Annotated in this window: 23 protein-coding genes and 1 pseudogene; 15 read left to right on the forward strand and 9 right to left on the reverse strand. The window is 63.6% G+C overall.

The genetic code is table 11. From position 1 onward, the window contains the following. Window positions 1-16 precede the first annotated feature (16 nt). Window positions 17-625: a hypothetical protein gene (locus tag AC3CB8_RS00905; protein ID WP_352596330.1), complete on the forward strand. Its 609-nt coding sequence runs from the start codon at window positions 17-19 to the stop codon at window positions 623-625. On the opposite strand, the gene AC3CB8_RS00910 is transcribed toward AC3CB8_RS00905, so the two are convergent. After that, complete coding sequence (locus AC3CB8_RS00910; RefSeq protein ID WP_352564115.1) at window positions 612-1,391, reverse strand: phosphodiesterase; 780 nt, start codon at window positions 1,389-1,391, stop codon at window positions 612-614. The genes AC3CB8_RS00905 and AC3CB8_RS00910 overlap by 14 nt on opposite strands. A 65-nt stretch (window positions 1,392-1,456) precedes the next feature. Continuing rightward, complete coding sequence (locus AC3CB8_RS00915; protein WP_352564116.1) at window positions 1,457-2,245, reverse strand: 3-hydroxybutyrate dehydrogenase; 789 nt, start codon at window positions 2,243-2,245, stop codon at window positions 1,457-1,459. 246 nt (window positions 2,246-2,491) lie between these two features. On the opposite strand from AC3CB8_RS00915, the gene AC3CB8_RS00920 reads away from it, so the two are divergent. Both AC3CB8_RS00920 and AC3CB8_RS00925 read left to right on the forward strand, forming a co-directional pair. Continuing rightward, window positions 2,492-3,280, forward strand: coding sequence for an acetoacetate decarboxylase (locus AC3CB8_RS00920; RefSeq protein WP_023774156.1), 789 nt, complete (start codon window positions 2,492-2,494; stop codon window positions 3,278-3,280). Then, entirely contained in the window at window positions 3,273-4,433 is a 1,161-nt protein-coding gene (locus AC3CB8_RS00925; protein WP_352596327.1) for a patatin-like phospholipase family protein, read from the forward strand. Before AC3CB8_RS00920 ends, AC3CB8_RS00925 begins: the two co-directional genes overlap by 8 nt. Window positions 4,434-4,436: 3 nt before the next feature. On the opposite strand, the gene AC3CB8_RS00930 is transcribed toward AC3CB8_RS00925, so the two are convergent. The 3 genes from AC3CB8_RS00930 to AC3CB8_RS00940 form a co-directional block, all read right to left on the reverse strand. After that, window positions 4,437-4,718 (reverse strand): hypothetical protein, encoded by a 282-nt coding sequence (locus tag AC3CB8_RS00930; RefSeq protein WP_352564118.1) that lies wholly within the window; start codon window positions 4,716-4,718, stop codon window positions 4,437-4,439. A gap of 98 nt (window positions 4,719-4,816) precedes the next feature. Then, on the reverse strand, window positions 4,817-6,427 hold the full coding sequence (locus tag AC3CB8_RS00935; protein WP_352550557.1) for an inorganic phosphate transporter: 1,611 nt from the start codon (window positions 6,425-6,427) through the stop codon (window positions 4,817-4,819). 105 nt (window positions 6,428-6,532) lie between these two features. Continuing rightward, a complete protein-coding gene (locus tag AC3CB8_RS00940; RefSeq protein ID WP_352564119.1) occupies window positions 6,533-7,747 on the reverse strand; it encodes an ROK family transcriptional regulator in 1,215 nt (404 codons plus the stop codon). Window positions 7,748-7,963: 216 nt separating this feature from the next. Here AC3CB8_RS00940 and AC3CB8_RS00945 point away from each other — a divergent pair, with 216 nt between their 5' ends. The 6 genes from AC3CB8_RS00945 to AC3CB8_RS00970 all read left to right on the forward strand — a co-directional run bounded on the left by AC3CB8_RS00945 (window position 7,964) and on the right by AC3CB8_RS00970 (window position 14,138). Continuing rightward, window positions 7,964-9,202, forward strand: a complete 1,239-nt coding sequence (locus tag AC3CB8_RS00945) for an extracellular solute-binding protein (protein ID WP_352564120.1) — start codon at window positions 7,964-7,966, stop codon at window positions 9,200-9,202. Between the two features lie 186 nt (window positions 9,203-9,388). Beyond that, complete coding sequence (locus tag AC3CB8_RS00950; RefSeq protein ID WP_352564121.1) at window positions 9,389-10,273, forward strand: carbohydrate ABC transporter permease; 885 nt, start codon at window positions 9,389-9,391, stop codon at window positions 10,271-10,273. Then, a complete protein-coding gene (locus tag AC3CB8_RS00955; protein WP_352550566.1) occupies window positions 10,273-11,118 on the forward strand; it encodes a carbohydrate ABC transporter permease in 846 nt (281 codons plus the stop codon). Before AC3CB8_RS00950 ends, AC3CB8_RS00955 begins: the two co-directional genes overlap by 1 nt. Continuing rightward, a complete protein-coding gene (locus AC3CB8_RS00960) occupies window positions 11,115-12,137 on the forward strand; it encodes an SIS domain-containing protein (RefSeq protein ID WP_352564122.1) in 1,023 nt (340 codons plus the stop codon). The genes AC3CB8_RS00955 and AC3CB8_RS00960 overlap by 4 nt, the downstream gene beginning before the upstream one ends. Further along, window positions 12,137-13,075: a PfkB family carbohydrate kinase gene (locus AC3CB8_RS00965; protein WP_352550570.1), complete on the forward strand. Its 939-nt coding sequence runs from the start codon at window positions 12,137-12,139 to the stop codon at window positions 13,073-13,075. The genes AC3CB8_RS00960 and AC3CB8_RS00965 overlap by 1 nt, the downstream gene beginning before the upstream one ends. Next, on the forward strand, window positions 13,062-14,138 hold the full coding sequence (locus tag AC3CB8_RS00970) for an ABC transporter ATP-binding protein (RefSeq protein WP_023774146.1): 1,077 nt from the start codon (window positions 13,062-13,064) through the stop codon (window positions 14,136-14,138). The genes AC3CB8_RS00965 and AC3CB8_RS00970 overlap by 14 nt, the downstream gene beginning before the upstream one ends. Window positions 14,139-14,192: 54 nt before the next feature. Here the strand turns inward: AC3CB8_RS00970 and AC3CB8_RS00975 are convergent, their stop codons facing one another. Then, window positions 14,193-14,726 (reverse strand): TetR/AcrR family transcriptional regulator, encoded by a 534-nt coding sequence (locus tag AC3CB8_RS00975; protein ID WP_023783649.1) that lies wholly within the window; start codon window positions 14,724-14,726, stop codon window positions 14,193-14,195. 146 nt (window positions 14,727-14,872) lie between these two features. Here AC3CB8_RS00975 and AC3CB8_RS00980 point away from each other — a divergent pair, with 146 nt between their 5' ends. Both AC3CB8_RS00980 and AC3CB8_RS00985 read left to right on the forward strand, forming a co-directional pair. Next, a complete protein-coding gene (locus tag AC3CB8_RS00980; RefSeq protein ID WP_352564123.1) occupies window positions 14,873-16,267 on the forward strand; it encodes an efflux RND transporter periplasmic adaptor subunit in 1,395 nt (464 codons plus the stop codon). Continuing rightward, window positions 16,264-19,347: an efflux RND transporter permease subunit gene (locus tag AC3CB8_RS00985; RefSeq protein WP_352596321.1), complete on the forward strand. Its 3,084-nt coding sequence runs from the start codon at window positions 16,264-16,266 to the stop codon at window positions 19,345-19,347. Before AC3CB8_RS00980 ends, AC3CB8_RS00985 begins: the two co-directional genes overlap by 4 nt. A 104-nt stretch (window positions 19,348-19,451) precedes the next feature. On the opposite strand, the gene AC3CB8_RS00990 is transcribed toward AC3CB8_RS00985, so the two are convergent. Then, window positions 19,452-19,907, reverse strand: coding sequence for a L,D-transpeptidase (locus AC3CB8_RS00990; protein ID WP_023774143.1), 456 nt, complete (start codon window positions 19,905-19,907; stop codon window positions 19,452-19,454). Window positions 19,908-20,135: 228 nt separating this feature from the next. Here AC3CB8_RS00990 and AC3CB8_RS00995 point away from each other — a divergent pair, with 228 nt between their 5' ends. Next, window positions 20,136-20,366: a hypothetical protein gene (locus AC3CB8_RS00995; protein ID WP_245273878.1), complete on the forward strand. Its 231-nt coding sequence runs from the start codon at window positions 20,136-20,138 to the stop codon at window positions 20,364-20,366. A gap of 257 nt (window positions 20,367-20,623) precedes the next feature. Further along, entirely contained in the window at window positions 20,624-20,791 is a 168-nt protein-coding gene (locus AC3CB8_RS01000) for a hypothetical protein (RefSeq protein ID WP_023774141.1), read from the forward strand. 71 nt (window positions 20,792-20,862) lie between these two features. On the opposite strand, the gene AC3CB8_RS01005 is transcribed toward AC3CB8_RS01000, so the two are convergent. Next, on the reverse strand, window positions 20,863-21,564 hold the full coding sequence (locus tag AC3CB8_RS01005) for a response regulator transcription factor (RefSeq protein WP_023774140.1): 702 nt from the start codon (window positions 21,562-21,564) through the stop codon (window positions 20,863-20,865). A 45-nt stretch (window positions 21,565-21,609) separates the two neighbouring features. On the opposite strand from AC3CB8_RS01005, the gene AC3CB8_RS01010 reads away from it, so the two are divergent. Further along, a complete protein-coding gene (locus AC3CB8_RS01010; RefSeq protein ID WP_198019234.1) occupies window positions 21,610-22,383 on the forward strand; it encodes a response regulator in 774 nt (257 codons plus the stop codon). Between the two features lie 79 nt (window positions 22,384-22,462). After that, the gene (locus tag AC3CB8_RS01015; protein ID WP_031248237.1) at window positions 22,463-24,550 is read left to right on the forward strand and encodes a PAS domain S-box protein; all 2,088 of its coding nucleotides are present in this window, start codon (window positions 22,463-22,465) and stop codon (window positions 24,548-24,550) included. Window positions 24,551-24,679: 129 nt separating this feature from the next. Here AC3CB8_RS01015 and AC3CB8_RS01020 read toward each other — a convergent pair. Then, a pseudogene (locus AC3CB8_RS01020) lies at window positions 24,680-25,086 on the reverse strand (hypothetical protein). Window positions 25,087-25,441: the final 355 nt, after the last annotated feature.

Consider the following 25,441-nt stretch of genomic DNA (forward strand, 5'->3'; position numbering starts at 1 on the left):
CGATCGAACGGCCAGGGTGCGCATCGCGGACATCTGCCGGGCGCGAAAAATCGCTTATTTCGGTTTGCCTCGGAACCGGGAAAGCCATCCCAACCGGTCGCACGGGATATCCATGAACTGGATCTTCCACAACATCGTTCGGCCATTGCGGCCGGAGCTTTTCGGATTTCTGGATCACGACTGCTTTCCGACCGTCCCGGTGGATATCGCCGCGGCGATGGAGGGTAAAATCGTCCATGGCTCAAAGCGCCCAGCGCAAGCGGACCCCGAAGCCTGGTTCTTGTGGGCTGGGTTCTGCTTCTTCCGCTTCAGCGCCGTGCAAGGACTGAACCTGGACTTCACACCGCGCTTTGCCAGCGGAATGGACACCGGCGGCGGAAACTGGAGCCTGCTGTATCGCGGGCTTGGCGAGAACGATGTTTCCGATGCGCAAAAGACGGCAGCCGATCTCGACTTTGATGGGATGGAAGCGAACCATCGCATGCTGGGCGGCGCCTTTTTCCACGTCGGCGGCGCCTCGCACAGAAAATTGGTCATGACCCCGCGATACCGGCGGCTGATCTCCGATCATGTGTGGGAGACCCATCTTGGCGGCGGCGAAAGCCGCCTCGTCAAGGACCCTTGACCGGCTCGGGCCGGCCCGCCTCAAAATCGTGAAAATGGACGACCACTCCATCCGCATCGATGAAGATGACGGCATAGGCTGGCGGCTCGTGGCCGAGCCGCCAGCTGTCCGAAAAATCGAGGGCGCTCTGATGGTTGGTGCTGCGTAGCGTGCTCACCGGTATGCCGCGCCAGCTGCCGGCGATCAGCCGGTGGACATGGCCGGCAAAGATGTGGCCGACATTGCCATGGCGCCGGAGAATGTCATGGAAGGCATCAGCGTCGGCGAGCCTGACCTTGTCGAGCACAGGCATGTGGATGCGGAACGGCGGGTGGTGCATGAAGAGGAAGACCGGCCTGTCGCGCGCCTCGTGCAGCTTCTCGTCCAGCCAGTCGAGACGGGCAGCGCACAGCCTGCCCTCGACATGTCCGCTGTCCAGCGTATCGAGCAGGATCAGGCGGCCATCGCCGCCATCGAAAACGCTCTGGACGAAGTCGCGCTCGGCCGGCATTCCCGGGAACATTTCCAGGAAAAGCGCCCTGTCGTCGTGGTTGCCGAGCATCAGCCGGCAAGGCGGCTCGAACCGCGCCAGCGCCTCTCGCAACGCCGCATAGGCCGCGCGCTCGCCGTCATTGGTCAGGTCGCCTGAGATCACCACCAGGTCGGCATCGGCATGGTTCCTGCCGATATCCGCCAGGCAGGCTTCCAGCCGCGCGAGCGGATCGGAACCGTAGAGAAGGCCACCCGGCGCCATCAGATGCGGATCGGAGAGCTGGATGATTTTCATGGCCGCATACTGCCTTCCTGCCGGCGCCCTGGCGTTGGCCTGAAGGCGGCGTGTTTCGACCAATTTTACTGTGCCGTCCAGCCGCCATCCATCGGCAACGTCGTGCCGGTGATCTGCCTGGCCGCATCCGAGCACAGGAACAATGCCAGTCCCGCCAGCTCTTCGACGGTGACGAATTCCTTGGTCGGCTGCGCGGCCAGAAGCACGTCGTGCTTGACCTGTTCCTCGGTCATGCCCCGCGCCTTCATCGTGTCGGGGATCTGCTTTTCGACTAGCGGCGTCCAGACATAGCCAGGGGCGATCGCGTTCACGGTGATGCCGTCCTGCGCGACTTCCAGCGCCACCGTCTTGGTCAGGCCTGATATGCCGTGCTTGGCCGAGACATAGGCCGACTTGAACGGCGAGGCGACCAGCGCGTGCGCGGAAGCCGTGTTGATGATGCGGCCCCATTTGCGTGCCTTCATGCCGGGCACCACCGCCTTGATGGCGTAGAAGGCGGCCAAAAGGTTGATGCGGATGATGGCTTCCCATTTGTCGTCGGGAAACTCCTCGATCGGCGCCACATGCTGGATGCCGGCATTGTTGACCAGTATGTCGAGGCTGCCGAGCGCCTCTTCCGCGTCATGGATCATGGCGGTGACCGCGGCGCCATCCATCATGTTGGCATCGGAATAGCGGCACTTGACGCCGAAATCCTTCTCGATGCCGGCGCGCTCCCCCTCGATGACGGCAGCATCCCCAAGCCCGTTGATGGTCACGTTGGCGCCCTCGGCGGCAAAGGCGCGGGCGATTGCCAGGCCGATACCGCTGGTCGAGCCGGTGACGAGGGCATTCTTCGAAGACAGGGAACCCATGGGAGATCTCGCGCGAGGTGGGAGGGAACATGACGATATAATTGTGCGTCGCAGCATGACAATGGCAGAGCCATATGTCGATGCGATTACAAGCCAGGAGACAGCGCCTGCCTGTCCTCGCCGGTTCGGAAACCATGGTCGTTAGGCGCTGACACGGCACTGTCATGGTGCCGTGCAACACAATCGTTGCGCATTCGCGCGGTCCTTCCTGAACGAATTCGTCCGACAGAACCTTGGGGCAACAGCATGGAAATCGCCGATGTCGTTAAGCGCGCCTATGCAATGCCGCTCACCAATCCCTCATTCCCGCCGGGCCCCTATCGCTTTTTCGACCGCGAATACATCATCATCACCTATCGCACGACACGCGAAGCGCTCGAGGCCGTCGTGCCGGCGCCGCTGGAAATCGACGAACCGCTGGTCAAGTACGAATTCATCCGCATGCCGGACTCCACCGGCTTCGGCGACTACACCGAGACCGGCCAGGTCATCCCGGTGCGCTACAAGGGCCAGCATGGCGGCTACGTCCATTCGATGTATCTCGACGATGACGCGCCGATTGCCGGCGGTCGCGAGCTGTGGGGGTTTCCAAAGAAGCTCGCCAATCCCAAGATCGTCCATGAAGGCGAGGTGATCGTCGGCACGCTGCACTATGGCAGCGTTCTGTGCGCCACCGGCACGATGGGCTACAAGCATCGGGAAGCCGACCACGATTCCGTGCTCGCCTCGCTCGCCTCCCCCAATTTCCTTATCAAGATCATCCCCCATGTCGACGGCACGCCGCGCATCTGCGAGCTGGTCCGCTACTACCTCACCGATATCACGCTGAAGGAAGCCTGGACGGCGCCCGCCGCGCTCGATCTGCGGCCCCATGTCATGGCCGACGTGGCGAAGCTGCCCGTGCTCGACATCGTGTCGGCGGTTCACTTCAAGGCCGATCTGACGCTCGGCCTGGGCGAAGTCGTGCATGATTACCTCGCTGACCACAGCCGATCCGCTGCCAGCGCAACCCAGCTGGAGAAAGTCAGTGCTTGATCGTAACCGCAACAAGGCAGCCGCCGCCACCATTGAGGAAATCACGGCGCAGTATGACCGTATCGCGCTGGTCTTTCAGGGCGGCGGCGCGCTCGGCGCCTATCAGGCCGGGGTCTATCAGGCGCTTGCCGATGCCGGCTGCGAGCCGACCTGGCTATCCGGAGTTTCGATCGGCGCCATCAATGCCGCGATCATCCCAGGCAACGAGCCGAGCCGCCGGCTGCAGCGGCTGGAACAGTTCTGGCAGACGATTTCCGGCCGCAAGATCTGGTCCTACACGCCCGAAGGCGACATCTACCGCGACATCCGCAACCAGACCTCATCGTTGATGACGATGACGATGGGCCAGCCCGGTTTCTTCAAGCCGCGCAATCCCAATCCTTGGTTCCAGCTGTCGGGCGCCGAAGGCGCCACCAGCTTCTACGACACCGCCGAACTGAAGGGCACGCTGGAGAGCCTGATCGACTTCGACGTGCTCAACGACGGCAAGAAGCGGCTGAGCGTCGGCGCGGTCAATGTCAGGACCGGTAACTTCGTCTATTTCGACACCGACAAGGTGCGTATCGAGCCGGAGCACATCATGGCCAGCGGCGCGCTGCCGCCGGCCTTTCCTTCGATCCGGATCGAGGGCGAGTACTATTGGGATGGTGGCATCGTCTCTAACACGCCGCTGCAATACCTGCTCGACCAGGAAGAGGACCGTTCCTCGCTAGTCTTCCAGGTCGATCTGTTCAGCGCCCGCGGCGTGCTGCCGCGCGGCATGGCCGACGTGCTGTCGCGCCACAAGGACATCATGTATTCGAGCCGCACGCGGCAGAACACCGATAATTTCGAGCGCATCCATGCGCTGAAGATGATGCTGCTCGATGCGCTGAAGCGTGTGCCGTCGGAGCAGCTTAGGGAAGGCGAGCAGGAGTTGATCGTCGACTATTCCAACGCCGGCGTCGTCAACATCGTCCACCTGATCTATCAGCACAAGGGCTATGAGGGCCACGCCAAGGACTATGAGTTTTCGGGCACCTCGATGCGCGAGCATTGGGAGATGGGCCTCGAGGACACCGAGCGCACGCTGCGTCACAAGAAGTGGCTGATGCTGCCGACCAATGCCGACGGCGTCACCATCCACGACCTGCATCGCGAAGATCCGACCTGAAGGTCAGGCCTGAAACGCCTTGGCCCGGAATGCCGGGCCGGGCTCAGAACCTAAGATTGGCGCAAGATCTCGTGCGCCCTTGCCGACAGCTTCCAGTCCGAGCGGTCCTCGTCCTGGAAAAGTGCCGCTAGCGCCGAGATCGGGCGGTGCAGGGAGACCGCCAGACGGCGAACATCTTTCAGCCGCCTTTTCGTCGGCAAGCCGTTCGGTCACCAGATGATCTTCCACCTCGTCGAGCCTCTTGGTCGTCACGGCAAGCAGGGCCGGATGCGATGCGTCGTTCATGACTGACGCCCGAAATCGTCGCGAACCTGTCGCTGGAAAACGAGACGGCGCCAATGTGGCGCCGTCGGTAGTGTTGTCAGTGTTGCCGCTTCGCCCGCTCAGAATACCTGGCGGAAGATGATGAACAGCACGAAGGCCAGTGTGATCGAGCAGGGCAGGGTCAGCACCCAGGCGAGCAGCAGATTGCGAACCGTCGACCATTGCAGGCCCGAGCCGTTGGCAGCCATGGTTCCGGCAACGCCGGACGACAGCACATGGGTCGTCGACACCGGCAGACCCAGGCGGTCGGCCATGCCGATGGTGACCATCGCCACGAGTTCGGCGGCAGCGCCCTGGCCATAGGTCAGGTGGCTCTTGCCGATCTTCTCGCCGACCGTGACGACGATGCGTTTCCAGCCGACCATGGTGCCCAGGCCAAGCGCCAGGGCCACCGCGACCTTCACCCAGATCGGGATGAACTTCGTCGCGTTGTCGACGGCCTTGTGATAGTCGGTCACCGCCTTGAGATCGGCGGCCTCCATCGGCAGCAACTGTTTCTTGTCGATCAGTTTCAGCGCCTCGCCGATCAGGTAGATGTCGTTGCGGGCGTTGCTGACCAGATCGGTCGGCACGGTGTCGACGGAAGCGTAAGGCTGCAGCTCGGCCGTCGTGTCGTGGATGTAGCTCTGCAGAGCGACGGTCGTCTTGTCGGTCCAGCTCCGGGTGCGCACGGCATCCTGCACGGCTGCCTTGGCATCCTTCGCATCGGCGATGGTGACACCGGGCTTCACATATTTGCCCAGCGCGGTCTCCACGCTGACCGAAGCGGACTTGTAGGCTTCGAGATAGTTGATGTCGGGCGTGCGGTTGAGCGCATAGGCCGTCGGCACCACGCCGATCAGGATCAGCATGATCAGGCCCATGCCCTTCTGGCCGTCATTGGAGCCATGCGCGAAGCTGACGCCGGTGCAGGTGAAGATCAACAGCGCGCGGATCCACCAGGGCGGCGGGGCATTGCCTTTCGGCGCCTCGTAGAGCGCCGGATTGCGGACGAGAAGCTTCATCGCATAGAGCAGGATCGCCGCGGCAAAGAAGCCGATGATCGGCGACACCAGCAGGGTTATGCCGACGTTGGTCGCCTGCGACCAGTCGACACCGCTGGTGGCGCTGCCGGCAGGCGCCATGAACTGGTTGGCGAGGCCGACGCCGATGATCGAACCGACCATCGTGTGTGAGCTCGACGCCGGCAGGCCGAGAAACCAGGTGCCGAGGTTCCACAGGATGGCGGCCACCAGCAGTGCGAACACCATGGCAAAGCCGGAGGAAGAACCCACCTGCAGGATCAGCTCGACCGGCAGTAGCGACAGGATGCCGAAGGCGACCGCGCCGCTGGAAGTGAGAACCCCGAGGAAATTGAAGGCGCCCGACCACATGACGGCGAATTCCGCCGGCAGCGAGCGTGTGTAGATGACGGTCGCCACCGCATTGGCGGTGTCATGGAAACCGTTGACGAATTCGAAGCCGAGCGCGATCAGCAAGGCGATGCCGAGCAGGATCCACGGCACCGTCTTGGCGACCGCCAGATCCTGGCTCAGTGCGTAGCCGACATACACCACCCCGACCAGCACCAGCACACCGAAGACCGGCAGGAACCACTTCGCGCCACCCGAACTATCCAGCGGATGATCCGGCCTTGGAATGCCCGCCTCGCTAGAAACTATGTCCACCATGTCCCACTCCTATTGCATTGCAGCAAAGAACTGGAAAAGACGCTATGTCCGGACAATGAACCCTGTGTGACGCCGGGAGAGGCTTGGCCTTGCGCGTGGTCTCCTTCAGGCGGGACCGGAACGTGTCTTCAGGATCGCCGAGAACAGCGGATCGAAGGCGCGGCTGATCGGCGCCGCCGCGGCTCCCAACGCGATCGACCAGGGATCGGTGGTGCCGAGCTGCAGGCGCGGCAAGGTCCGGCCTGGCCGGTCGGCGATCGACGAATGCAGCGGATGCATGGCCTCGACGAGCCGGCGCGCCAGCGCTTCCGGCGCGCCGCTGGTCAGGATGACTGTCTGCGGATCGAAGATGGTTTCGATGAGATGCACGCTCCAGCGCAGATCATGGGCCGCGCCCTCGATCCAGCGCATGATCTTCACATCACCCGCCGCGGCCAGCGCGCCGATCTTTTCGTAGAGGTCATCGTCGGTGGGATCGAGGCCAAGATGCTGATAGAGCGAGGCGAGCGAGGCGCGATGTTCCAGCGGTGTCGAGCCCGGACCGGCCGGCGACAGCAAGGCCATGCCGATTTCTCCGGCATTGCCATGGCCGCCGCTGTACAGTTCGCCGTTGAGGATCAGCCCGGCGCCAATGCCATAGCCGACATAAAGACACACTGCGTGGTCGACGCCGTGCGCGGCGCCGACGATTCGCTCGGCGGTCGCGCAGGCGGCGGCATCGTTCTGCAGGCCGACATTCAGTCCCGTGCCCTTGGCCAGCATGTCCAGCAGCGGAAACTTCTGCCAGGCCGGCATCATCCATTTGTCATCCGAGTTCTTCAGGCCGAACGGGCCGGGCATGGCGACGCCCAGGCCGACGAGGCGTTTTTCCGACTGTGAGGAGATACCGGCCAGTTCGCGCCGAACGTCATCGATCAGGCCGAGGATCACCTCGACCCCCCTGGACGGCTCATCGAAAGGCAGGTTCGCCTCGTCCCGCGCCAGCACGCTGCCCATCAGATCGACCGCGACCGCCCGCGTCAGGTGACGGTCGATCTGAAGGCCGATGGCGAAAGCGCCTTCAGGCACCAGCCTGTAGGGGGTCGACGGTTGCCCCCTGCCCTTGCGCACCGCATCGAGCGCAACGACCAGGCCGTCGCGTTCCAGGTCCTCGATGATGTTGGAAACCGCCTGCTTGGTGAGCTGCGTCGCCCGCGCCAGATCGGCCCGCGACAGCGCGCCATTGAGACGCAGCGCCTCGACCATGACACGGCGGTTATGCGCGCTCGTGCCTTCCTGGTTGGTGCCGCTCTTGGCACGAATCGGACTGATGACGTCCACCGGCGTTTCCCCTCTTGACACTATTAGAATATTGATCGACTAATTAAGTCAAGCGAGTTGACTTAATGTGAGCCGAGCACCGCAAAACAAGATGGCCAAGGCTTCTGCCTGCCGCCACTGGTCCGCCGGCACCTCAGGTCACGCGACATGGATCCGGGAAGACGATGCCGAACGTCTGGCACCGCCGGCCCGTCAACGCTGCAATGGGAGAAGAAAATGCTTAGGACGATCACCAAGACACTGGTCGGCGCGGTTTTTGCCGGAGGACTGTTCGTCCCCCACGCTTTCGCCGAGACGACGCTCAACGCGCTTTTCATGGCGCAGGCCGCCTACAGCGAGGCCGACGTGCGTGCCATGACGGATGCCTTCATCAAGGCCAATCCCGACGTCAAGGTCAATCTCGAATTCGTCCCCTATGAGGGCCTGCACGACAAGACCGTGCTCGCCCAAGGCTCGGGCGGAGGCTATGACGTCGTCCTGTTCGACGTCATCTGGCCGGCCGAATACGCTACCAACAAGGTGCTGGTCGATGTGTCTTCCAAGATCACCGACGACATGAAGAAGGGCGTGTTGCCCGGCGCCTGGACCACGGTGCAGTATGACGGCAAGTCTTATGGCATGCCGTGGATCCTCGACACCAAATATCTGTTTTACAACAAGGATATCCTGGAAAAGGCCGGCATCAAGACCCCGCCGAAAACGTGGGAAGAACTCGGCGCACAGGCCAAGATCATCCAGGACAAAGGCCTGCTGAAGACGCCGATCGCGTGGAGCTGGTCGCAGGCGGAAGCGGCCATCTGCGACTACACCACGCTGGTCAGCGCCTATGGCGGCGAATTCCTCAAGGACGGCAAGCCGGACTTCCAGAATGGCGGCGGCCTGCTGGCTCTGAAATACATGGTCGACAGCTACAAGTCGGGTCTCACCAATCCCAATTCCAAGGAATTCCTCGAAGAGGACGTGCGCAAGGTTTTCGAAAACGGCGATGCCGCCTTCGCGCTGAACTGGACCTACATGTACAACATGGCCAACGACCCGAAGGACTCGAAGGTGGCCGGCAAGGTCGGCGTCGTGCCGGCGCCGGGCGTTGCCGGCACCAGCGAGGTGTCGGCCGTCAACGGCTCGATGGGTCTCGGCGTCACCGCGGTCTCCAAGCATCCGGACGAAGCCTGGAAGTACATCACCTTCATGACCTCGCAGGCGACGCAGAACCAGTACGCCAAGCTCTCTTTGCCGATCTGGGCCTCCTCCTATGACGACCCCGCCGTCACCAAGGGCCAGGAAGAACTGATCGCCGCCGCCAAGCTCGGTCTGGCCGCCATGTATCCGCGCCCGACCACGCCTAAATACCAGGAGTTGTCGACCGCGCTGCAGCAGGCAATCCAGGAATCGCTGCTCGGGACATCTTCGCCGGAAGACGCCCTGAAGACCGCCGCGCAGAACAGCGGCCTCTGAGACAAGCCAGTCGTTTGATACGGGCGGCACTACAGCGTTGCGTCCCTTATGACGCGCAAAAGACGCTGTAGCACTTTCTATCTTGCGCGTGATCCTTCCGGAAATCGGCCTCCGATTTCCGGGGTCATGCGCGAGTGCCGCCCGTGCTATGTCCAGATCACAGATGAGAGAAGAGAGGCTGCTCTGATGTCGAGCACCTGGATGACGACCCGCGCATGGCTTTTGATGCTGCCTTTGCTGGTGGTCATGGTCGCCGTCATCGGCTGGCCGCTGGCCGATACGGTCGGGCTCTCCTTCACCGATGCCAAGCTGGTCGGCACGGCTGGCAATTTTGTCGGCTTCGACAATTACTCCAACATGCTGTCGAGCACCAACTTCTCGCGCACACTGATCACCACGACCGTGTTCGCGAGTGTTTCGGTTGCCGCCGAAATGGTGATCGGCGTCCTCGCCGCCCTGCTGCTCAACCAGGAGTTTCGCGGCCGCGCAATCTTGCGCGCCCTGATGATCCTGCCCTGGGCATTGCCGACGGTGGTCAACGCCACGCTGTGGCGGCTGATCTACAATCCTGAATATGGCGCGCTGAATGCCGCCTTGACGCAGTTGCATCTCATCGACGCCTATCGGTCTTGGCTCGGCGAGCCAGGAACGGCGCTGGCTGCCCTCATCGTTGCGGACTGCTGGAAGAACTTTCCGCTGGTGGCGCTGATCGCGCTCGCCGCCCTCCAAGCGGTACCGCGTGACATCACCGCCGCCTCGCTGGTCGACGGCGCGGGACCGTTCAACCGTTTCCGCTTCGTCATCCTGCCCTATCTCGCCGGCCCGCTGATGGTGGCGCTGGTGCTGCGCACCATCGAGGCCTTCAAGGTCTTCGACATCATCTGGGTCATGACACGCGGCGGTCCGGCAAACACCACGCGAACACTCTCGATCCTTGTCTACCAGGAAGCGTTCTCCTTCCAGCGCGCCGGCTCGGGCGCGTCGCTGGCGCTGATCGTCACCTTGCTCGTCACGCTGCTCGCCGTCGCCTATGCCGCCCTGGTGCGAAAGACCGCCGGGAGCGCCGCCTGATGGAACGCAAGAGCCCCGGCTTCACCGTCTTCATTTATGCCTGCGCGCTGCTGCTTGCCGCGATCATCCTGGCGCCTATCGCCTGGCTGTTCATCATGAGCATTTCGCCGGCCGCCGATCTTGCAGCCAAGCCGCTGCGCTGGTGGCCGCAGGCAGCCGACTTCTCCCGCTACCAGCAATTGCTGTCGACAGCCGAAAACAGCGCCGGCGCCGCCTTCACCTCGTCGCTGCGCAACAGTCTTGAGATCGCCGGCATGGCGACGCTGGCCGCACTCGCCTTGGCAATTCCCGCCGGCTGGGCGGTTTCGCGCACACCCGCGATCGGCTGGTCGCTGTCGATGGTCATCGCCACCTACATGCTGCCGCCGGTGGCGCTCGCCGTGCCGCTCTATATGGGCCTGTCGCATCTTGGCTTGCTCAACAATGTCTTCGGCCTGGCGCTGGTGTATCTCACCATACTGGCGCCCTTCACCACATGGCTGATGAAATCCGGCTTCGATTCCATCCCGCGCGAGATCGAGGCGGCGGCGATGATCGACGGCGCCGGCCTGTTCCAGACATTGCGCATCATCACATTGCCGCTGGCCGCGCCCGTGATGGCGACATCGGCGTTATTCGCCGTGCTACTGGCCTGGGACGAATTCTTCTACGCGCTGCTGTTTACCTCCGACCAGCGCGCCAAGACGCTTACCGTCGCCATCGCCGATTTGGCCGGCGGCCGTGTTTCCGACTACGGATTGATCGCCACGGCCGGCGTGCTGGCCGCCTTGCCGCCGGTGCTGATCGGCCTCGTCATGCAGCGGGCGCTGATCTCGGGCCTGACCAGCGGCGGTGTGAAAGGATGAACATGATTGCAGATAAAGAACGGCCGGCCGGACTGACCGCCATCGACCGCGAAATGGCGCGCCAGCACGCCGATGCGCGTGCTTCGTTCGAGAACAACGCTGCCATGGCGGCAGACGTCGCCGCTTCGATTGGGAAGACCGGCCGCCTGCTTCTGCTTGGCATGGGCGGCTCGCATGCGGTCGGCCGTGCCGTCGAGCCGCTCTATCGCGCACTCGGCATCGATGCGCTGGCGCTGCCGCTGTCCGAGCAGCTCGGCCAGCCATTGCCGCTGGCCGACCGAACGGTGCTTGTGACTTCGCAATCCGGCGAGAGCGCCGAAGTCGTCAGATGGTTTGCGCAGGCCGGCGGTAGCTCGGACGTTTTCGGCCTGACGCTCGAAGGCGGTTCTTTTCTTGCCCGCAACGCGCCTTGCCTGGTCGGCGCCGGCGGCACCGAACTGGCTTTCGCCGCGACCCGCAGCCTGACCGTGACCCTGGCCTTGCACCTGGCCCTCCTCGCTGCTCTGGGCGAGGATCCGGCTCCTGCCCTTGCCATGCTCGAGGCTCCCCAGGATTGCGATATCGCCCAAGCACTCGCCGCGCTCGGCAAGGTGGCTACGATCGTCACCTCCGGCCGCCGCCTGCAGGGCGTGGCCGAAGCCCTGGCGCTTGGCCTGACCGAACTGTCGCGGCTGCCCTGCTTTTCGCTCGAGGGCGGCCAGTTGCGGCACGGGCCGATGGAGATGCTCGGCCCTCAGATCGGTGTTGTCTTGTTTCGCGGCGCCGACCCGACATCGGAGCTGGTGACCGCGATGGCACTTTCGGTGGTCGAAACCGGCGCGCCGCTGGTCATCTTCGACGCGTCCGGACAAGCGCCGGTCGCCGGGGCCGTCACGCTCACGTTCAAACCAGCCGCGGGGGTGGCCGCTATCCTCGCAATGCTGCCGGTGGCACAGCGCCTGATGATCGCCTTCGCGGACGGTCGCGTCGACAATGCAGGCACGCCGGTGCGCACCACCAAGATCACAAGGAGCGAGTGATGCGCCCGCTGGCGGTGATCGGCAACGTCAATGTCGACCTGATCGTCGGCCCGGTCGCGCCATGGCCGAAGGCGGGCACCGAGACCGTTGTCGACCATGACGAATTGCGCGTCGGCGGCCAGGCCGGCAACACCGGGCTCGCCTGGCAAGCGCTGGGCGTCGACTTTGCGATTGCCGCCAATGTCGGTGACGACCAGTTCGGCCGCTGGCTTGGTGAGGCTTTTGGCGTCCGCGCCGAGAAATGGGCTATCCGTCCCGAAGGCACGACATTGTCGGTCGGGATGACCCATCCCGATGGGGAACGGACCTTCTTCACCACTCGCGGGCACTTGCCGCGCTTCGGCCTCGCCGATGTCTTGTCGGTTCTCGACGGCCCCGCGCTCTCCGGTGGCTACGCCCTGCTCTGCGGCTCGTTCCTGACCGAAGACCTCACGCGCGACTACAATGCTTTTTTCGACTGGGCCGACAGCCACGGCATTGCCGTGGCACTCGATACAGGCTGGCCGATCGATGGCTGGACCAACGCCAATTGCGCCGCGACAAGGACATGGCTGTCGCGGTGCGCGCTGGCGCTGTTCAACGAGGTTGAGACGGTGACCCTGGCGGGGTTGCCAAGTCCGGAGGAAGCGGCGCGTGAAATCCGATCCAGCATGAGGCAAGGCGCGACCTTCGTCGTTAAGCGCGGGCCACGTGGCGCCATCGCCATCGGCCCGGACGGCGCTCTCGTCGAAGCCGCCGCGCCCGAGGTCAGGGTGGTCGACACGATCGGTGCCGGCGACGTCTTCAATGCCGCCTTCCTGGCCGCATTGGCACAGGAACGGCCGCTGTCCGCCTGCCTCCGCGCCGCTACGCACGTCGCCTCGCGCGCCATTTCCACCTTGCCCCGCGACTATGGCGGGCCAATGCAGTTCGAGGGCCCCATGCATGAGCACGCTTGAAATTCGCGGCATCCGCAAGAGCTACGGCAGCGTCGAGACGCTGAAAGGCATCGACATCGCGCTGCAGAGCGGTGAATTTCTTGTGCTGCTCGGCTCGTCGGGATGCGGAAAATCGACGCTTCTCAACATCATCGCCGGTCTTGCCGAGGCGACCAGCGGCGACGTCCTGATCGGTGGCCGCTCGATCCTCGGCGTCCACCCCAAGAACCGCGATATCGCCATGGTCTTCCAGTCCTACGCGCTCTATCCCAACCTGACCGTGCGCCGCAACATCGGCTTCGGACTGGAGATGCGCGGCGTCGCGGCCGACGAGCGCGACGGTACGGTGAACGAAGCGGCAAGACTGCTGCAGATCGAGGCTCTGCTCGACCGCAAGCCGAGTCAGCTTTCCGGCGGCCAGCGCCAGCGCGTCGCCATCGGCAGGGCCCTGGTGCGCAAGCCGCGGGTCTTCCTGTTCGACGAGCCGCTGTCCAACCTCGACGCCAAACTGCGCCTGGAAATGCGCACCGAATTGAAGCGCCTGCACCAGATGCTGCGGACGACCGTCGTCTACGTCACCCATGACCAGATCGAGGCGATGACGCTGGCCAGCCGCATCGCCGTCATGCGCGACGGCAGGATCGAGCAGCTCGGCACCCCCGAGGAGATCTACAACGATCCGGCGACACTGTACGTCGCCGGCTTTGTCGGCGCGCCATCGATGAACATGCTGCAGGCCACCGTCACCGACGGCAAGCTGGCCATCGCCGGATCCGATGTACGGATCCCCATGCCGGCACGCTATGCTAATGCGGCGCCTGAGGGCGCACAAATGGTCGTCGGCATCAGGCCGGAAGCGCTGCGCGCGGCGACCGGAGCCGCCGCGGAGCCGTCACTGCCCGTGGAGATCGAGGTCGTCGAACTGACCGGCCCCGAGCTGGTCACCACGGCGCGGATCGGCACCCAACGGCTGACGGCGAGCCTGCCGCCGCGGGCCCAGTTCGCCAAGGGCGAACAGCGCAGCCTCGCCTTCGACGAAGCCGCGCTTCGCTTGTTCGATCCATCGACGGGCAAGGCCCTGTGAGCGCCGTCGATTGAACCATCGTGGCAGCGTCGCCCTGCTCCCGCGCGGACAAGCCTATTTGGCGATATCGAGAAGTGACGACACCAGCAGGTCCCGTTCGTCCTTTGACAGCACGTCGGAATCGAACAGGTTCATGCTGCGCAGCCCTTCGATGGCGAGATAGCAGACCAGCAGCGATTTGAGATCCGGCGCCTCGCCCTTCAGGCGCTCGAAAAGCTGCCGCTTGAATGTCTTGATCGGCATCATGAAATCGGGATCCTCGGCGATCGCCGAGAATATCCAGGATGCGGATGGCTGCTTTTCCTCGCAATCCTCGGCTGACAGCCTGATATAGACGGCGAGGGGATTTTTGCCCTTGTCGTTGCTGTTCGCGGATTCCAGCGCTTGCTCGAAATCGCGCAGATAGCCTTCGACCAGGCCTTGCATCAATTTCGCCTTGGTGGGGAAATTGTAGAGCAGCCCGCCCTTCGACACGCCGGCGCGGCTGGCGACGGCATCGAGCGACAGGCTGCCGGGCCCGGATTCCCGGGCAACATCAGCCGCCGCGGCGAGAATCTTCTCGCGCGAGTTCGGTCGTTGGGCTCTCATGGCGCCTCCCATCGCAAGCTTAGGCCCAATTGACAAGACCGTCCAGACGGTACAGTAAGACCGCCACTATTTGAAATCGGGACCCGCAGTCGATATGTGTCCCGATGTCCGCGCTTCGCGCCGGATTTTCGACTGAGGGGACTTCCTTGTTCAAGCGCATACTCCGTGTCTTTATCGTTATTGTGGTCCTTGCCGTGCTCGTCATCGTGGTCGGCGGGATCGTCGGTTTCAACTTCCTGCGCGATAACGGTATTAAACAGTATTTCGCCACCATGAAGCCGCCGGCGGCGACCGTGTCGACAACCGTCGCCAAGCCGTCGAACTGGACACCGGGCGTCGAGGCGATCGGTACGGTGCGGGCCGTGCGCGGTGTCGACCTGACGGTCGAGACCGCCGGCATCGTCAAGGAAATCCCCTTCCATGCCAACCAGAAGGTGGCGGCCAACGCAGTGCTGCTGCAACTCGACGACGCCGTCGAGCGCGCCGATCTCGATGCGCAGAAGGCGCAGGCGGCACTCGATCAGACCACGCTGACCCGCGCCGTCGAACTGACAAAGCGTGGTGTTGGCTCCGACTCGACGCTGGACACAGCGCGTGCGGCGGCGTCCGCTTCGGCGTCCCAGGTCACCAGGCTGCAGGCCGTGCTCGACCAGAAGCAGCTTACCGCACCTTTCGCCGGCACGGTCGGCATTCCGAGAATCGATCTCGGCCAGTATCTGGCACCCGGCACCGCGGTGGTGACGCTGCAGGACCTCGACACGATGCGGGTCGACTTCTCGGTTCCCGAACAGCAGCTGCCGCTGCTCAAGATTGGCCAGACGGTTCGCCTGGGCCTTGGCGGCAGCGACGACATGCCCTTTGCCGGCGCCATTCGCGGCATCGACCCCAAGATCGACCCATCCAGCCGGCTGGTGAACATCCGAGCAGAAGTTGCCAATCCCGAAGGCAAATTGACCCCAGGTCAGTTCGTGCAGGTGCGTGTCGAACTGCCCGAGGAGCAGAACGTGCTGTCACTGCCGCAGACGGCACTGACCACCAGTCTCTATGGCGACTACATATTCGTGGTGGAGCCGGCGAAGCCCGCCGGGGCAGCCCCGGCGCAGCCAGCCAAGCCGGACGAAAAGCCGGCGGCGGCCACCGACAAGCCTGCGGATCCCAAGCCTGCGGATGCCAAGCCTACGGATGCCAAGACGGCAGACGCCAAGCCGGCAGACGCCATGAAACCCGCCGTCGATGCCATGAAGCCGGCCGCTGACGCAGCCAAGCCAGCGGACAAGGCCACTGCCGATGCCGCCAAGCCAGCAGCGGCCGATCCGGCCAAGCCGGCGGCGGAAGGCGACAAACCGGCGCTTGTTCTGTCACAGGTCTTCGTCAAGCCCGGCCGCCGCAATCAAGGCATGGTCGAGATCATCGAAGGGCTGAAGGCCGGCGACGAGGTCGTCACCGCGGGCCAGAACCGCCTCTTCAACGGCATGACCGTCAACGTCGACAACACCATCGACCCGACCAAATCGGCGAACAAGCAGGCCGACCAGCAATGAGCTTTTCCGATCTCTTCATCCGCCGGCCCGTCCTTTCGACCGTTCTTGCCTGCATGATCCTGCTGCTCGGTTTCCAGGGCATCTTCAACCTGTCGATCCGGCAGTATCCGAAGGTCGACGAGACCGCGATCACAATCACGACAGCCTATCCGGGCGCCAGCGCCGACCTGATCCAGGGCTTCATTTCCGCCCCGATCGCGCGCGCCGTCGCCTCGACCGAGAACATCGACTACGTCACCTCGTCCAGCCGTCCGTCCTCCAGCACCGTGACGGTGCAGATGAAGCTCGGTTCCAACCCAGACGTCGCGTTGACCGAAGTGCTGTCGAAGGTCCAAGGCGTGCGCGGCACCTTGCCGGACGCCTCCAAGGACCCGGTCATCGTCAAGGGCACGGGTCAGCAGTTCGCGATGATGTACATCTCGATGCAGAATCCGAACATGACCAAGGAGCAGCTGACCGAGTATATCGAACGCGTCATCAGGCCCCGCATGTCGACGGTCGAAGGCGTCGCCGACGTGCAGATCTTCGGCGCCCAGGAATACTCGATGCGCGTCTGGATCGACCCGGTCAGGCTTGCCGCGCGCGGCGTGACGGCGGCCGAAGTGCTGACGGCGATCAACAATTCCAATTTCCTGTCGGCGCCCGGCAACACCCAGAACGAATATGTCGTCTCGTCGATCACCGTGCGCTCGACGCTGCAGACACCGGAAGCCTTCGCCGCGCTGCCATTGCGCTCGACCGACGGCAATGTCGTGCGCCTGCGCGACGTGGCCCGCGTCGAATTGGCCGCCGCGAACACCGACACCAGGGTTTCCTTCAATGGCAAGCCCGGCACCTTCCTCGCCATCTTCCCGACCCCGGCAGCCAATCCGCTGACCACGGCGGCGGCACTCACCAAGCTCGTGCCGCAGATTCAGGATACACTGCCGAAGGGCATGACGATCGAAGTCGTCTACGACGCGACCGGACAGATCAGCGCCTCGATCGACGAGGTGTTCAAGACCATCGGCGAGGCGGTCGCCATCGTCGTTGTCGTCATCCTCCTGTTCCTCGGTTCGTTCCGCTCGGTGCTGATGCCGATCATCACCATCCCGCTGTCGCTGATCGGCGTCTGCTTCCTTTTGTTCGCGGTAGGCTATTCGATCAACCTTCTGTCGCTGTTGGCCATGGTGCTGGCGATCGGCCTTGTCGTCGACGACGCCATCGTGGTGGTGGAAAATATCCACCGCCACATGGAAGAGGATCACATGCCGCCCATGCAGGCGGCCTTCAGCGGCATGCGCGAGATCGCGTCGGCCATCGTCGCCATGACCATGACGCTGGCCGCCGTGTTCGCGCCGCTGGCCTTCACCGGCGGCCTGACCGGCGCCCTGTTTCGCGAATTCGCGGTGACGCTCGCCGGATCGGTGGTGCTGTCGGGCGTCATTGCCATCACCATCACGCCGATGATGTCGGCGCGCCTTCTGAAGCCCGGCAATGCCGGCCGTTTCCAGCGCATCGTCGACGGCACTTTCGCGCGCGTCGAGCATGTCTATGAGCGCGCCGTCACCGGATCTCTGAACTATCGCCCGCTGACGCTGCTCATCGTGCTGGCACTTGTAGGCGTGACTGGCTTCATGTTCACCAAGACCTCGACGGAACTGGCGCCGGAAGAGGATCAGGGCTTCCTGCTCTCGCTGGTGACGGGGCCGCGCTATGCGACCTCCGATTATACCGAGACTTACGTCAATCAGATCCTGGGCCTGGTGAAGGACATTCCCGAAACCCGGGCGCAGTTCTCGGCCGTCGCCTTCGGTGGTACGACCAACAGCGCCTTCGTCGGTTTTGCCTTCAAGGATTGGGCGGAGCGGAAGCGCGGTTCGAAGGAGCTGCAGGCCGACATTACGGCTCGTATCGCCAAGGTGGCGGGTGTCCAGGCCTTCGTCTTCGCGCCGCCGACTCTGCCAGGCTCCGGCGGCGGCTTGCCGATTTCCATGGTGGTGCGCTCGACCGGCGATTCCGCTCAGGTCTACGAGGAAGCCGAGAAAATCAAGAACAAGGCGCAAGCCTCGGGCCGCTTCATCGTCGTGCAGAATTCGATGGCCTATGACGCACCTCAGGTGACGGTGACCATCGATCGCGACCGCGCCGCCGCGCTCAACCTGCCCATCGCCGATATCGGCCGGACGCTGACGCTGCTGGTCGGCGGTGCCGAAGTGGCGCAATTCGACCGCGACTCCAACAGCTATGACATCATCCCGCAGGTGCCGCAGGAATTCCGCGACAACCCCGAAAAGCTCGGCCAGTACTTCGTGCGCAGCGTGACGGGCGAGATGGTGCCGCTGTCGGCCGTGGTGACGATTTCGAACAATGCCTCGCCGGCGGCGATCGAGCAGTTCAACCAGCTGAATTCGTCGACGATCTCGGCGCTGCCGCTGCCCGGCGTCACCACGGGCGACGGTTTGAAAGTGCTCGAGGACATTGCCACGGAGAGCCTGCCCGACACTTTCTTCATCGACTATTCCGGCCAGTCCCGGCAGGAGAAGGAACAGGGCAACACGATCCTGATCGCTTTCGGCGCGGCCGTCATCGTCATCTACCTGGTGCTGGCGGCGCAATTCGAAAGCTTCCGCGATCCGCTGATCATCATGATGGCGGTGCCACTGTCGATCTTCGGCGCGATCGTGCCGCTCAATCTGGGCCTAGGCACCCTCAACATCTATACCCAGGTCGGACTGATCACCCTGATCGGCCTGATCACCAAGCACGGCATCCTGCTGGTCGAATTTGCCAACCAGCAGCGAGAACTGCATGGCATGCGGCGGCGTGACGCCATCATCGCCTCGGCCAAGGTGCGCCTGCGGCCGATCCTTATGACGACGGCGGCGATGGCGCTGGGCGTGGTGCCGCTGATCGTTTCCAGCGGCGCCGGTGCCGCGGCCCGCTATTCGATGGGCCTTGTCATCTTCACCGGCATCCTGGTCGGCACCATGTTCACACTGTTCGTCGTGCCAATGTTCTATACTTTCATCGCCAGCAAGGACCTGCCGCATCTGGCGGAAAAGCCGGATCCCAAGCTGATGCCGGCGCTGCCGAACTGAGGCACAGGGCGCAAGACACAAAAAGAAGCCGGGATTTCTCCGGCCTCTTTTTTGGCGATCGCTCCAGCAACTCCGGTACATAGCCGAATGCGGCAACCTGCCTGCTACTTGACGATGACGATGCTGGTGTTGGCCGGGCCGAAGGTCTCGACGAGCTGGTAGAAATCGGCGGCGTTGTCCGGGTGCAGCCGTACGCAGCCATGCGAGGCGGGCTGGCCGAGGCGCTTGATGGCATAGGTGGCATGGACCGCGTAGCCGCCGCTGAAAAACACCGAATGTGGCATCGGCGCGTTGTCGTATTTCTTCGAATACCACATCTGATGCATGCGCGTCGGCTTGAACGAGCCGGTCGGCGTCACGTGCGCCCTGTCGCCAGTGGAAACCTTCCAGGCGAAAGTCGGCCGGCCGTCGACCGAGACTTCCATGACCTGCTGCGACAGCGAAACGCGGGCAACGATGCTGTTGGCGGCATGGGCGGCCTTGGCGCCGAACAGAAGTGCACTGCCCATGAGCGCGGCGGCGGTGATGTTGATGAACTTTGCGGAAATGGTGGTGTGCATGATGTCCCCTCTCTCTGCCGGTCCGGCCGGCTCCAATTCGATGAGGCGGCTTATCCCAGCGGCATGTTTCGGAAAGATTTCGCGAAATGCTCGTTTGTGTTTCGAATCTGTTTCCACTGGTTAACAGGGCAATTACCCTGTTCGATGGCGCTCCATTCCGAACAGTTGGGACTGAGGATGAAGCACACAGGCATTCACCATGAAACGAAAGTTCGAGTTGCCTCCTAGATGAAAGAGTTTGTCTCCATTCGAAACCAATCTGCAACAAAGTGCGGTTTTGGACGGCATGATCCGGATACCGACCGGATGCAAAAGTTGACGCAACGAAAGCAGACGGCAACGACCAAGGGAACGAAAACGAACATACGCTCCTGGCTCTTCAGGATCAGCATCACGGCGGCGGCTGTCGGCGGCGTCGTCACCATTGCCGGCGGCCCCGTGCGGGGCTGGCGGCGATGAGTTCGAGTGAGATTTCGACCCTGCACGTCGCCCTGTTTGCGCCACGGTCTGGATCGTTTCCAGCCTGCGCATCGCCCGGTTGAAGGCCCTCTGGCGGGTTGGCCTTCGGCAACTGGCATTGCGCGGCCCCTCCGGCAACTTGCTGCCGAGAGGACCGAAGGCCCGCGCCGCGACGGGGGGCTCCGTGGGCGGCGCGGGCACTTCGGGAGTTTCGGGAAGCGATCCGCGACACAGTCATTTTTTGGGGAATTCAGATCATGAAAACAAAGTTCGCGGCTTCCGTGCTTTCCGCACTGCTTTATGCGCAGGGCCTACTCGGCTTTGCCGCACTCGCCACCGTGCTGCTCAAGGAACGCGCTCACGCAAGCGGGTTCGCCGTCAGCGGCGAAATGGCCTCGGGCCCGTCCTTGCTGGTGGTGCGCTGAACCTCGCGGGCATCGGCGCGGGAAACGGAAGCCCGATGTTCATCCGGCGAACCAGCGGGAAAACACAGCCGTCAGTCGGCGAACTGCCGTGGCGGATCGAACCTGTAGCCGGCGCCGCGTATGGTGGTGATGGTGTCGGTGTCGAGCTTGCGGCGCAGCCGCACGATGCGCGAGTCTATCGACCGATCGAAGGCGTCGGCATTCTCGGCCGGCGCCGCGGCGATAATGTCGTCACGGGTCAGCACCTTGCGCGGGCTCGCCAGGAACAGCCTGAGCAGCGCCACCTGGCCGGCCGAGAGCTGCTCCTGCGTACCGGAGCGGTGCATGACCATCGCCGACCTCAGGTCGACGGTCGCGTTCTCCAGCACGATCAGTTCCTGGGTGCCCCTGCCGCGCCGCGAAAGCAGGCCGCCGACTCGCGCGGCGAGTTCCCTGACATTGAGCGGACTTTCGACGACGTCGGCGGCGCCAAGCTCGAGCGCCAGCACCTTGTCGAGGAGATCGGCGGGCCGGCATATCAGGATGAAATCCGGTCCATGCTCGCTACCCCCAGCTTGGCCGCCAAAACGCCTGAGCAGATCCCGCCCTTCCGCCTGGCTGAGGCTGTCCCCGACGACGACAACGTCGATGCCGCCGCTCGCCAGCAGCGATTCCGCCTCCCAGGGCTGCCGCGCCCGGCGCACGTCATGGCCGCGCCGCTCCAGATGGTCGGCAAGCTCGGTCGCGACGACCTCGGCGACGGAAACAAGCGCGATGACGGCTCGTGCGGCCATGTTTTCCAACCGTTCCCTTGCAACCGGATATGAGTGCTGGACATCATGTTTATACCCAATCTACTTTCCACTGAAAGTGGGAGCGAGAGCATCGTGCGGGCAAGAATTGTCATCGTCGAGGATGAGCCCGACCTGAGGGACGCGGTCGCCGAATATCTCGGCGCCGCCGGCTACGATGTTTCGACCGCTGAAACCGCGGCCGCCGCGCGCGGCCTGATCGAGACGCAGTCCTTCCATCTGGCTATCCTCGACATCGCCATGCCGGGCGAGGATGGCTTGTCGCTTGGCCGCTGGCTGCGCTCGAAAATGCCGATCGGGATCATCTATGCGACCGCGGCCGGCACCGCGCTCGACCGCATCGTCGGACTGGAACTCGGCGCCGACGATTATATAGTCAAGCCGTATGAACTGCGCGAGGTGCTGGCCAGGGTGCGCAGCGTGCTGCGCCGTGTTCCCCAGCCGACGGAGCCGCAGGACAGGAAAGCCAGGACGGATCGGCGCTCCGTCGCTTTCGGCCCCTTTCAGGCCGATCTCGACGGCAGGATGGTCACCGGCGCCAACGGCACGGTGATCGACATGGCCAAGAGCGAATTTGACGTGCTGGAGGTTTTCCTGACCCGCGCCAACCGGCTGCTGACCAGGGCCGCGATCTCCGAGGCTATCGGCTTCACCGAGGATCCGGAATCGTCGCGCGCCGTCGATATCCGCATCATGCGCCTGCGCAAGAAGATCGAGGCGGACCCGGCCAACCCGAAATTCCTGCGCACGGTGCGTGGCGAAGGCTATATCTTCTCGCTGCCGGCCGGCGACGGCAACTGAGCGTCAGACCCACGGGGGTTCCGCTCCGCAGCCGTTGCCAGCCGATCGAATTGGCGTGACTCTGGACTAATGGCTGACAATGACGGGCGACACGGCAAACACGGACATGCAAGGTTTCAGGCAGGGCGCGGCGATGGCCGCCGTACGTGTCGTGCGCCGGCTGCGCGAGGCCGGCGACTGGCAGCGCGAAATGGACGGCATACTGGAAACGCTGTGCCACGCCATGGATTGCCAGCGCGGCATCCTGTTCCGCCTGCGCGAATTGCCCGGCCAGGGTTTCGCCCAGTCGGTCGCTGCCTACTGGATCGATCCCGACTTCGGCGGAGAACTGGCCTCACCGACCGTCATCATGCAGTCGATCGTCAATTCGGATCCGCTGCTTGAGCGGCTGGCCGAGGATGAGCGGCAGGGCAAGATTTTCACCGGCCATACGCGCGATCTCGAAGGATTCCTGAGGGCCGATTTCGAGAAGCAGAACATCAAGTCGTTTCTGTCGGTGTCGGTATTCGCGCACGGCCATTTGTGGGGCACGCTGGCCGTCAATGACTGCGTCGAAGAGCGGGAATGGACCGACGAGGAGGAGGCGACGCTGCACATCATCGCTCTCGCCATCGGCGACGCCATCGAACACTCCCCTTCCGACGCCCATGCCAGCGAAGTGATCCGCCGCACCATGCTGCAGGCGTCGCTCGACGCCATTATCGTCATCGACGAGGCCGGATCGATCATCGAATTCAATCCGGCCGCCGAGAAGATGTTCGGCTTCCTGCGCAGCGATATCCTCGGCAAGGACCTGCTCGACACCGTCGTTCCTGAATATTACCGCAAGGGCTATGCCTCGGGCGCCGACTACATGTCCGGCCGTGGCGCCCCGATGGTCGGACAGCGGCTCGAGACCGTGACACAGAATGCAGCCGGCGAGGTGTTTCCGATCGAACTGACGGCGACCGAGATGCGGGTCGCCGACCGCCGCCTCATCTTTGGCTCGATCCGCGACCTGCGCGACAGGCTGCGCGCCGAGGAAGAGATCAACCGGCAGCGCGAGAAGCTGCACCAGAACGAGAAGATGGCGGCGATGGGCTCGCTGCTTGCCGGCGTCTCGCACGAACTCAACAATCCACTGGCGGTCGTCGTGGCCCAGTCGACGCTGCTGCATGAATTCGCCTCGGATCCGCAGACCAAGGTCCGGGCCGAGAAGGTGCGTGCCGCCGCCGAGCGCTGCGGGCGCATCGTCAAAAGCTTCCTGTCGATGGTTCGCCTCCATCCGTCGGCACAGGCCGAGACCGATCTCAACCAGGTGATCCGCGCCGCTCTCGAAGTGACCGCCTACGGCGCGCGCTCGAGCGGCATCGTCATCGATACCGATTTCGCGCCAGGTCCGCTGCTCGCCATGGCCGATGCCGACCACGTGACACAGGTGGCGGCCAATTTCCTCATCAACAGCCAGCATGCCCTGGCCGGCGTCGCCGGCGACCGCCTGATCAAGGTGCGGAGCTTCCGCGGCGATCGTGGCAATCCCGGCTTCTCGGTCGAGGACAACGGGCCCGGCATTCCCGAAGCCATCCGTTCGCGCATTTTCGAATCCTATTTCACCACCAAGCCGGTCGGCGTAGGCACCGGCATTGGCCTGTCGATCTCGAAATCGATCATCGAACGGCACAATGGCAATGTCTGGTTCGAGGAGGTGTTGCCGAGAGGCGCGCGTTTCGTCGTCCAGTTGCCGGCGATCTCCGCGGGAATCGCGGCCGCCGGCGAAAGCCAGCCACGATCGAGCGGCCTGCGCCATGCGCTGATCATCGATGACGAGCCTGACGTCGCCGGCTCCTTGTCCGATATTCTCGAACTGATGGGCATCAAGTCGAGGATCGCGCCGCTCTGGGAATCGGGCGCCGCCACCTTGGACGGCCACATGCCCCCCGATATCGTCTTTTCGGATCTGCGCATGCCCGGTATATCAGGCATTTCGATCTACCGCGAACTGCTCGCCGAGCGGCCCGACCTGGCGCGGCGTTTCGTGCTCGTCACCGGCGACCTGATCGGCGCGAAGGCGGAAGTCGAAGCTTTGCCGGCGCAGCAGCGGCCACAGATCCTCGAAAAACCGTTCAGCACGCTGGATGTACGCAGCGTGCTTTCGACCATCGCCGAGCAGGCCGCGTCGAAGGCATAAAAAGGCTCCCGGCCGATATCGCGGCGGGAGCCGAAGAGAGCGCTGAGAAGCGCTCGGGGAGGTAGGCCATGATCCCCAAACGGGAACCGGTTTCGGGATCATGCCCCGACAGAAACGCAGAGGCAGAAATCAGAAGATGTTGGGCGCGCTGGTCAGCGGCGCGGCGTTGGCGATCATGCGGATCGCGCGGGTCTTGTGTGTTCCGGACTGCTCGGCAATGGCGCGCAGGCAATCCACGCTCTCGGCGCCCCAGGCCTGCCCCCTGCAGGCGAAATCGATTGCCGGCATGGGCAGGCGGGCGGTCGTGGTTGTGGTCGGCGCGCCTTCGATGAGGTTGGCGGGCGGATTCAACGAAGCGAAGGCTGGGCCGACCGTCGGCGTGACGCCATGCCGGCGAAGGCGCAAGCAGCCAGCGCCATGAACATTCCCATCGGGTGGTCGGTGGCGCGCTGGCGAAGGGCCAGCTTCGGGCGACGGTCAGCGCGCTCTGGAGCTTCAAGGCGGTTGCCGCTGGTGATCTGGACTTTCGCATGCATCGTCATCCCCTTCGTTGATTTTCTTTTTGCGATGAAACGAATTTAATCGCGCCTTGTAACGGCGCAAAGGTGACGAGAGCCCGGCAATGTAACCGGATTGAAACATCATACGGGCAAAAACGGGCAGGGTCGGTCATTGGACTATGTTTTGGACCAAGGAGCGAGTTGCAAGGCGTGCACTACCGGGGGCCACGTACGTCGAGGCATTGCCGGCGGAAGACCTTTGTCGGAAGGGCACGATTGGCGGCGCGAGCCGACGATACATAGCGTTACGGAACCCTGGCTAAGTTCCCGACTTTCCGGGGTTTTCGAAGCCCGCAACGGCGCGGGATTCCCATGGAGGAGCGCCGACATT

The sequence above is a fragment of the Mesorhizobium sp. P160927 genome, from assembly GCF_057766385.1.

Coding starts and splice junctions, on each gene's coding strand:
- AC3CB8_RS00945 (WP_352564120.1), top strand. CDS start 7,964: ATGCTTAGGACGATCACCAAGACACTGGTCGGCGCGGTTTTTGCCGGA.
- AC3CB8_RS01015 (WP_031248237.1), top strand. CDS start 22,463: ATGACGGGCGACACGGCAAACACGGACATGCAAGGTTTCAGGCAGGGC.
- AC3CB8_RS00950 (WP_352564121.1), top strand. CDS start 9,389: ATGTCGAGCACCTGGATGACGACCCGCGCATGGCTTTTGATGCTGCCT.
- AC3CB8_RS00930 (WP_352564118.1), bottom strand. CDS start 4,718: ATGAACGACGCATCGCATCCGGCCCTGCTTGCCGTGACGACCAAGAGG.
- AC3CB8_RS00975 (WP_023783649.1), bottom strand. CDS start 14,726: ATGAGAGCCCAACGACCGAACTCGCGCGAGAAGATTCTCGCCGCGGCG.
- AC3CB8_RS00915 (WP_352564116.1), bottom strand. CDS start 2,245: ATGGGTTCCCTGTCTTCGAAGAATGCCCTCGTCACCGGCTCGACCAGC.
- AC3CB8_RS01010 (WP_198019234.1), top strand. CDS start 21,610: ATGTTTATACCCAATCTACTTTCCACTGAAAGTGGGAGCGAGAGCATC.
- AC3CB8_RS00920 (WP_023774156.1), top strand. CDS start 2,492: ATGGAAATCGCCGATGTCGTTAAGCGCGCCTATGCAATGCCGCTCACC.
- AC3CB8_RS00960 (WP_352564122.1), top strand. CDS start 11,115: ATGAACATGATTGCAGATAAAGAACGGCCGGCCGGACTGACCGCCATC.
- AC3CB8_RS00935 (WP_352550557.1), bottom strand. CDS start 6,427: ATGGTGGACATAGTTTCTAGCGAGGCGGGCATTCCAAGGCCGGATCAT.
- AC3CB8_RS00985 (WP_352596321.1), top strand. CDS start 16,264: ATGAGCTTTTCCGATCTCTTCATCCGCCGGCCCGTCCTTTCGACCGTT.
- AC3CB8_RS00910 (WP_352564115.1), bottom strand. CDS start 1,391: ATGAAAATCATCCAGCTCTCCGATCCGCATCTGATGGCGCCGGGTGGC.
- AC3CB8_RS01000 (WP_023774141.1), top strand. CDS start 20,624: ATGAAAACAAAGTTCGCGGCTTCCGTGCTTTCCGCACTGCTTTATGCG.
- AC3CB8_RS00995 (WP_245273878.1), top strand. CDS start 20,136: ATGAAAGAGTTTGTCTCCATTCGAAACCAATCTGCAACAAAGTGCGGT.
- AC3CB8_RS00970 (WP_023774146.1), top strand. CDS start 13,062: ATGAGCACGCTTGAAATTCGCGGCATCCGCAAGAGCTACGGCAGCGTC.
- AC3CB8_RS01005 (WP_023774140.1), bottom strand. CDS start 21,564: ATGGCCGCACGAGCCGTCATCGCGCTTGTTTCCGTCGCCGAGGTCGTC.
- AC3CB8_RS00955 (WP_352550566.1), top strand. CDS start 10,273: ATGGAACGCAAGAGCCCCGGCTTCACCGTCTTCATTTATGCCTGCGCG.
- AC3CB8_RS00990 (WP_023774143.1), bottom strand. CDS start 19,907: ATGCACACCACCATTTCCGCAAAGTTCATCAACATCACCGCCGCCGCG.
- AC3CB8_RS00965 (WP_352550570.1), top strand. CDS start 12,137: ATGCGCCCGCTGGCGGTGATCGGCAACGTCAATGTCGACCTGATCGTC.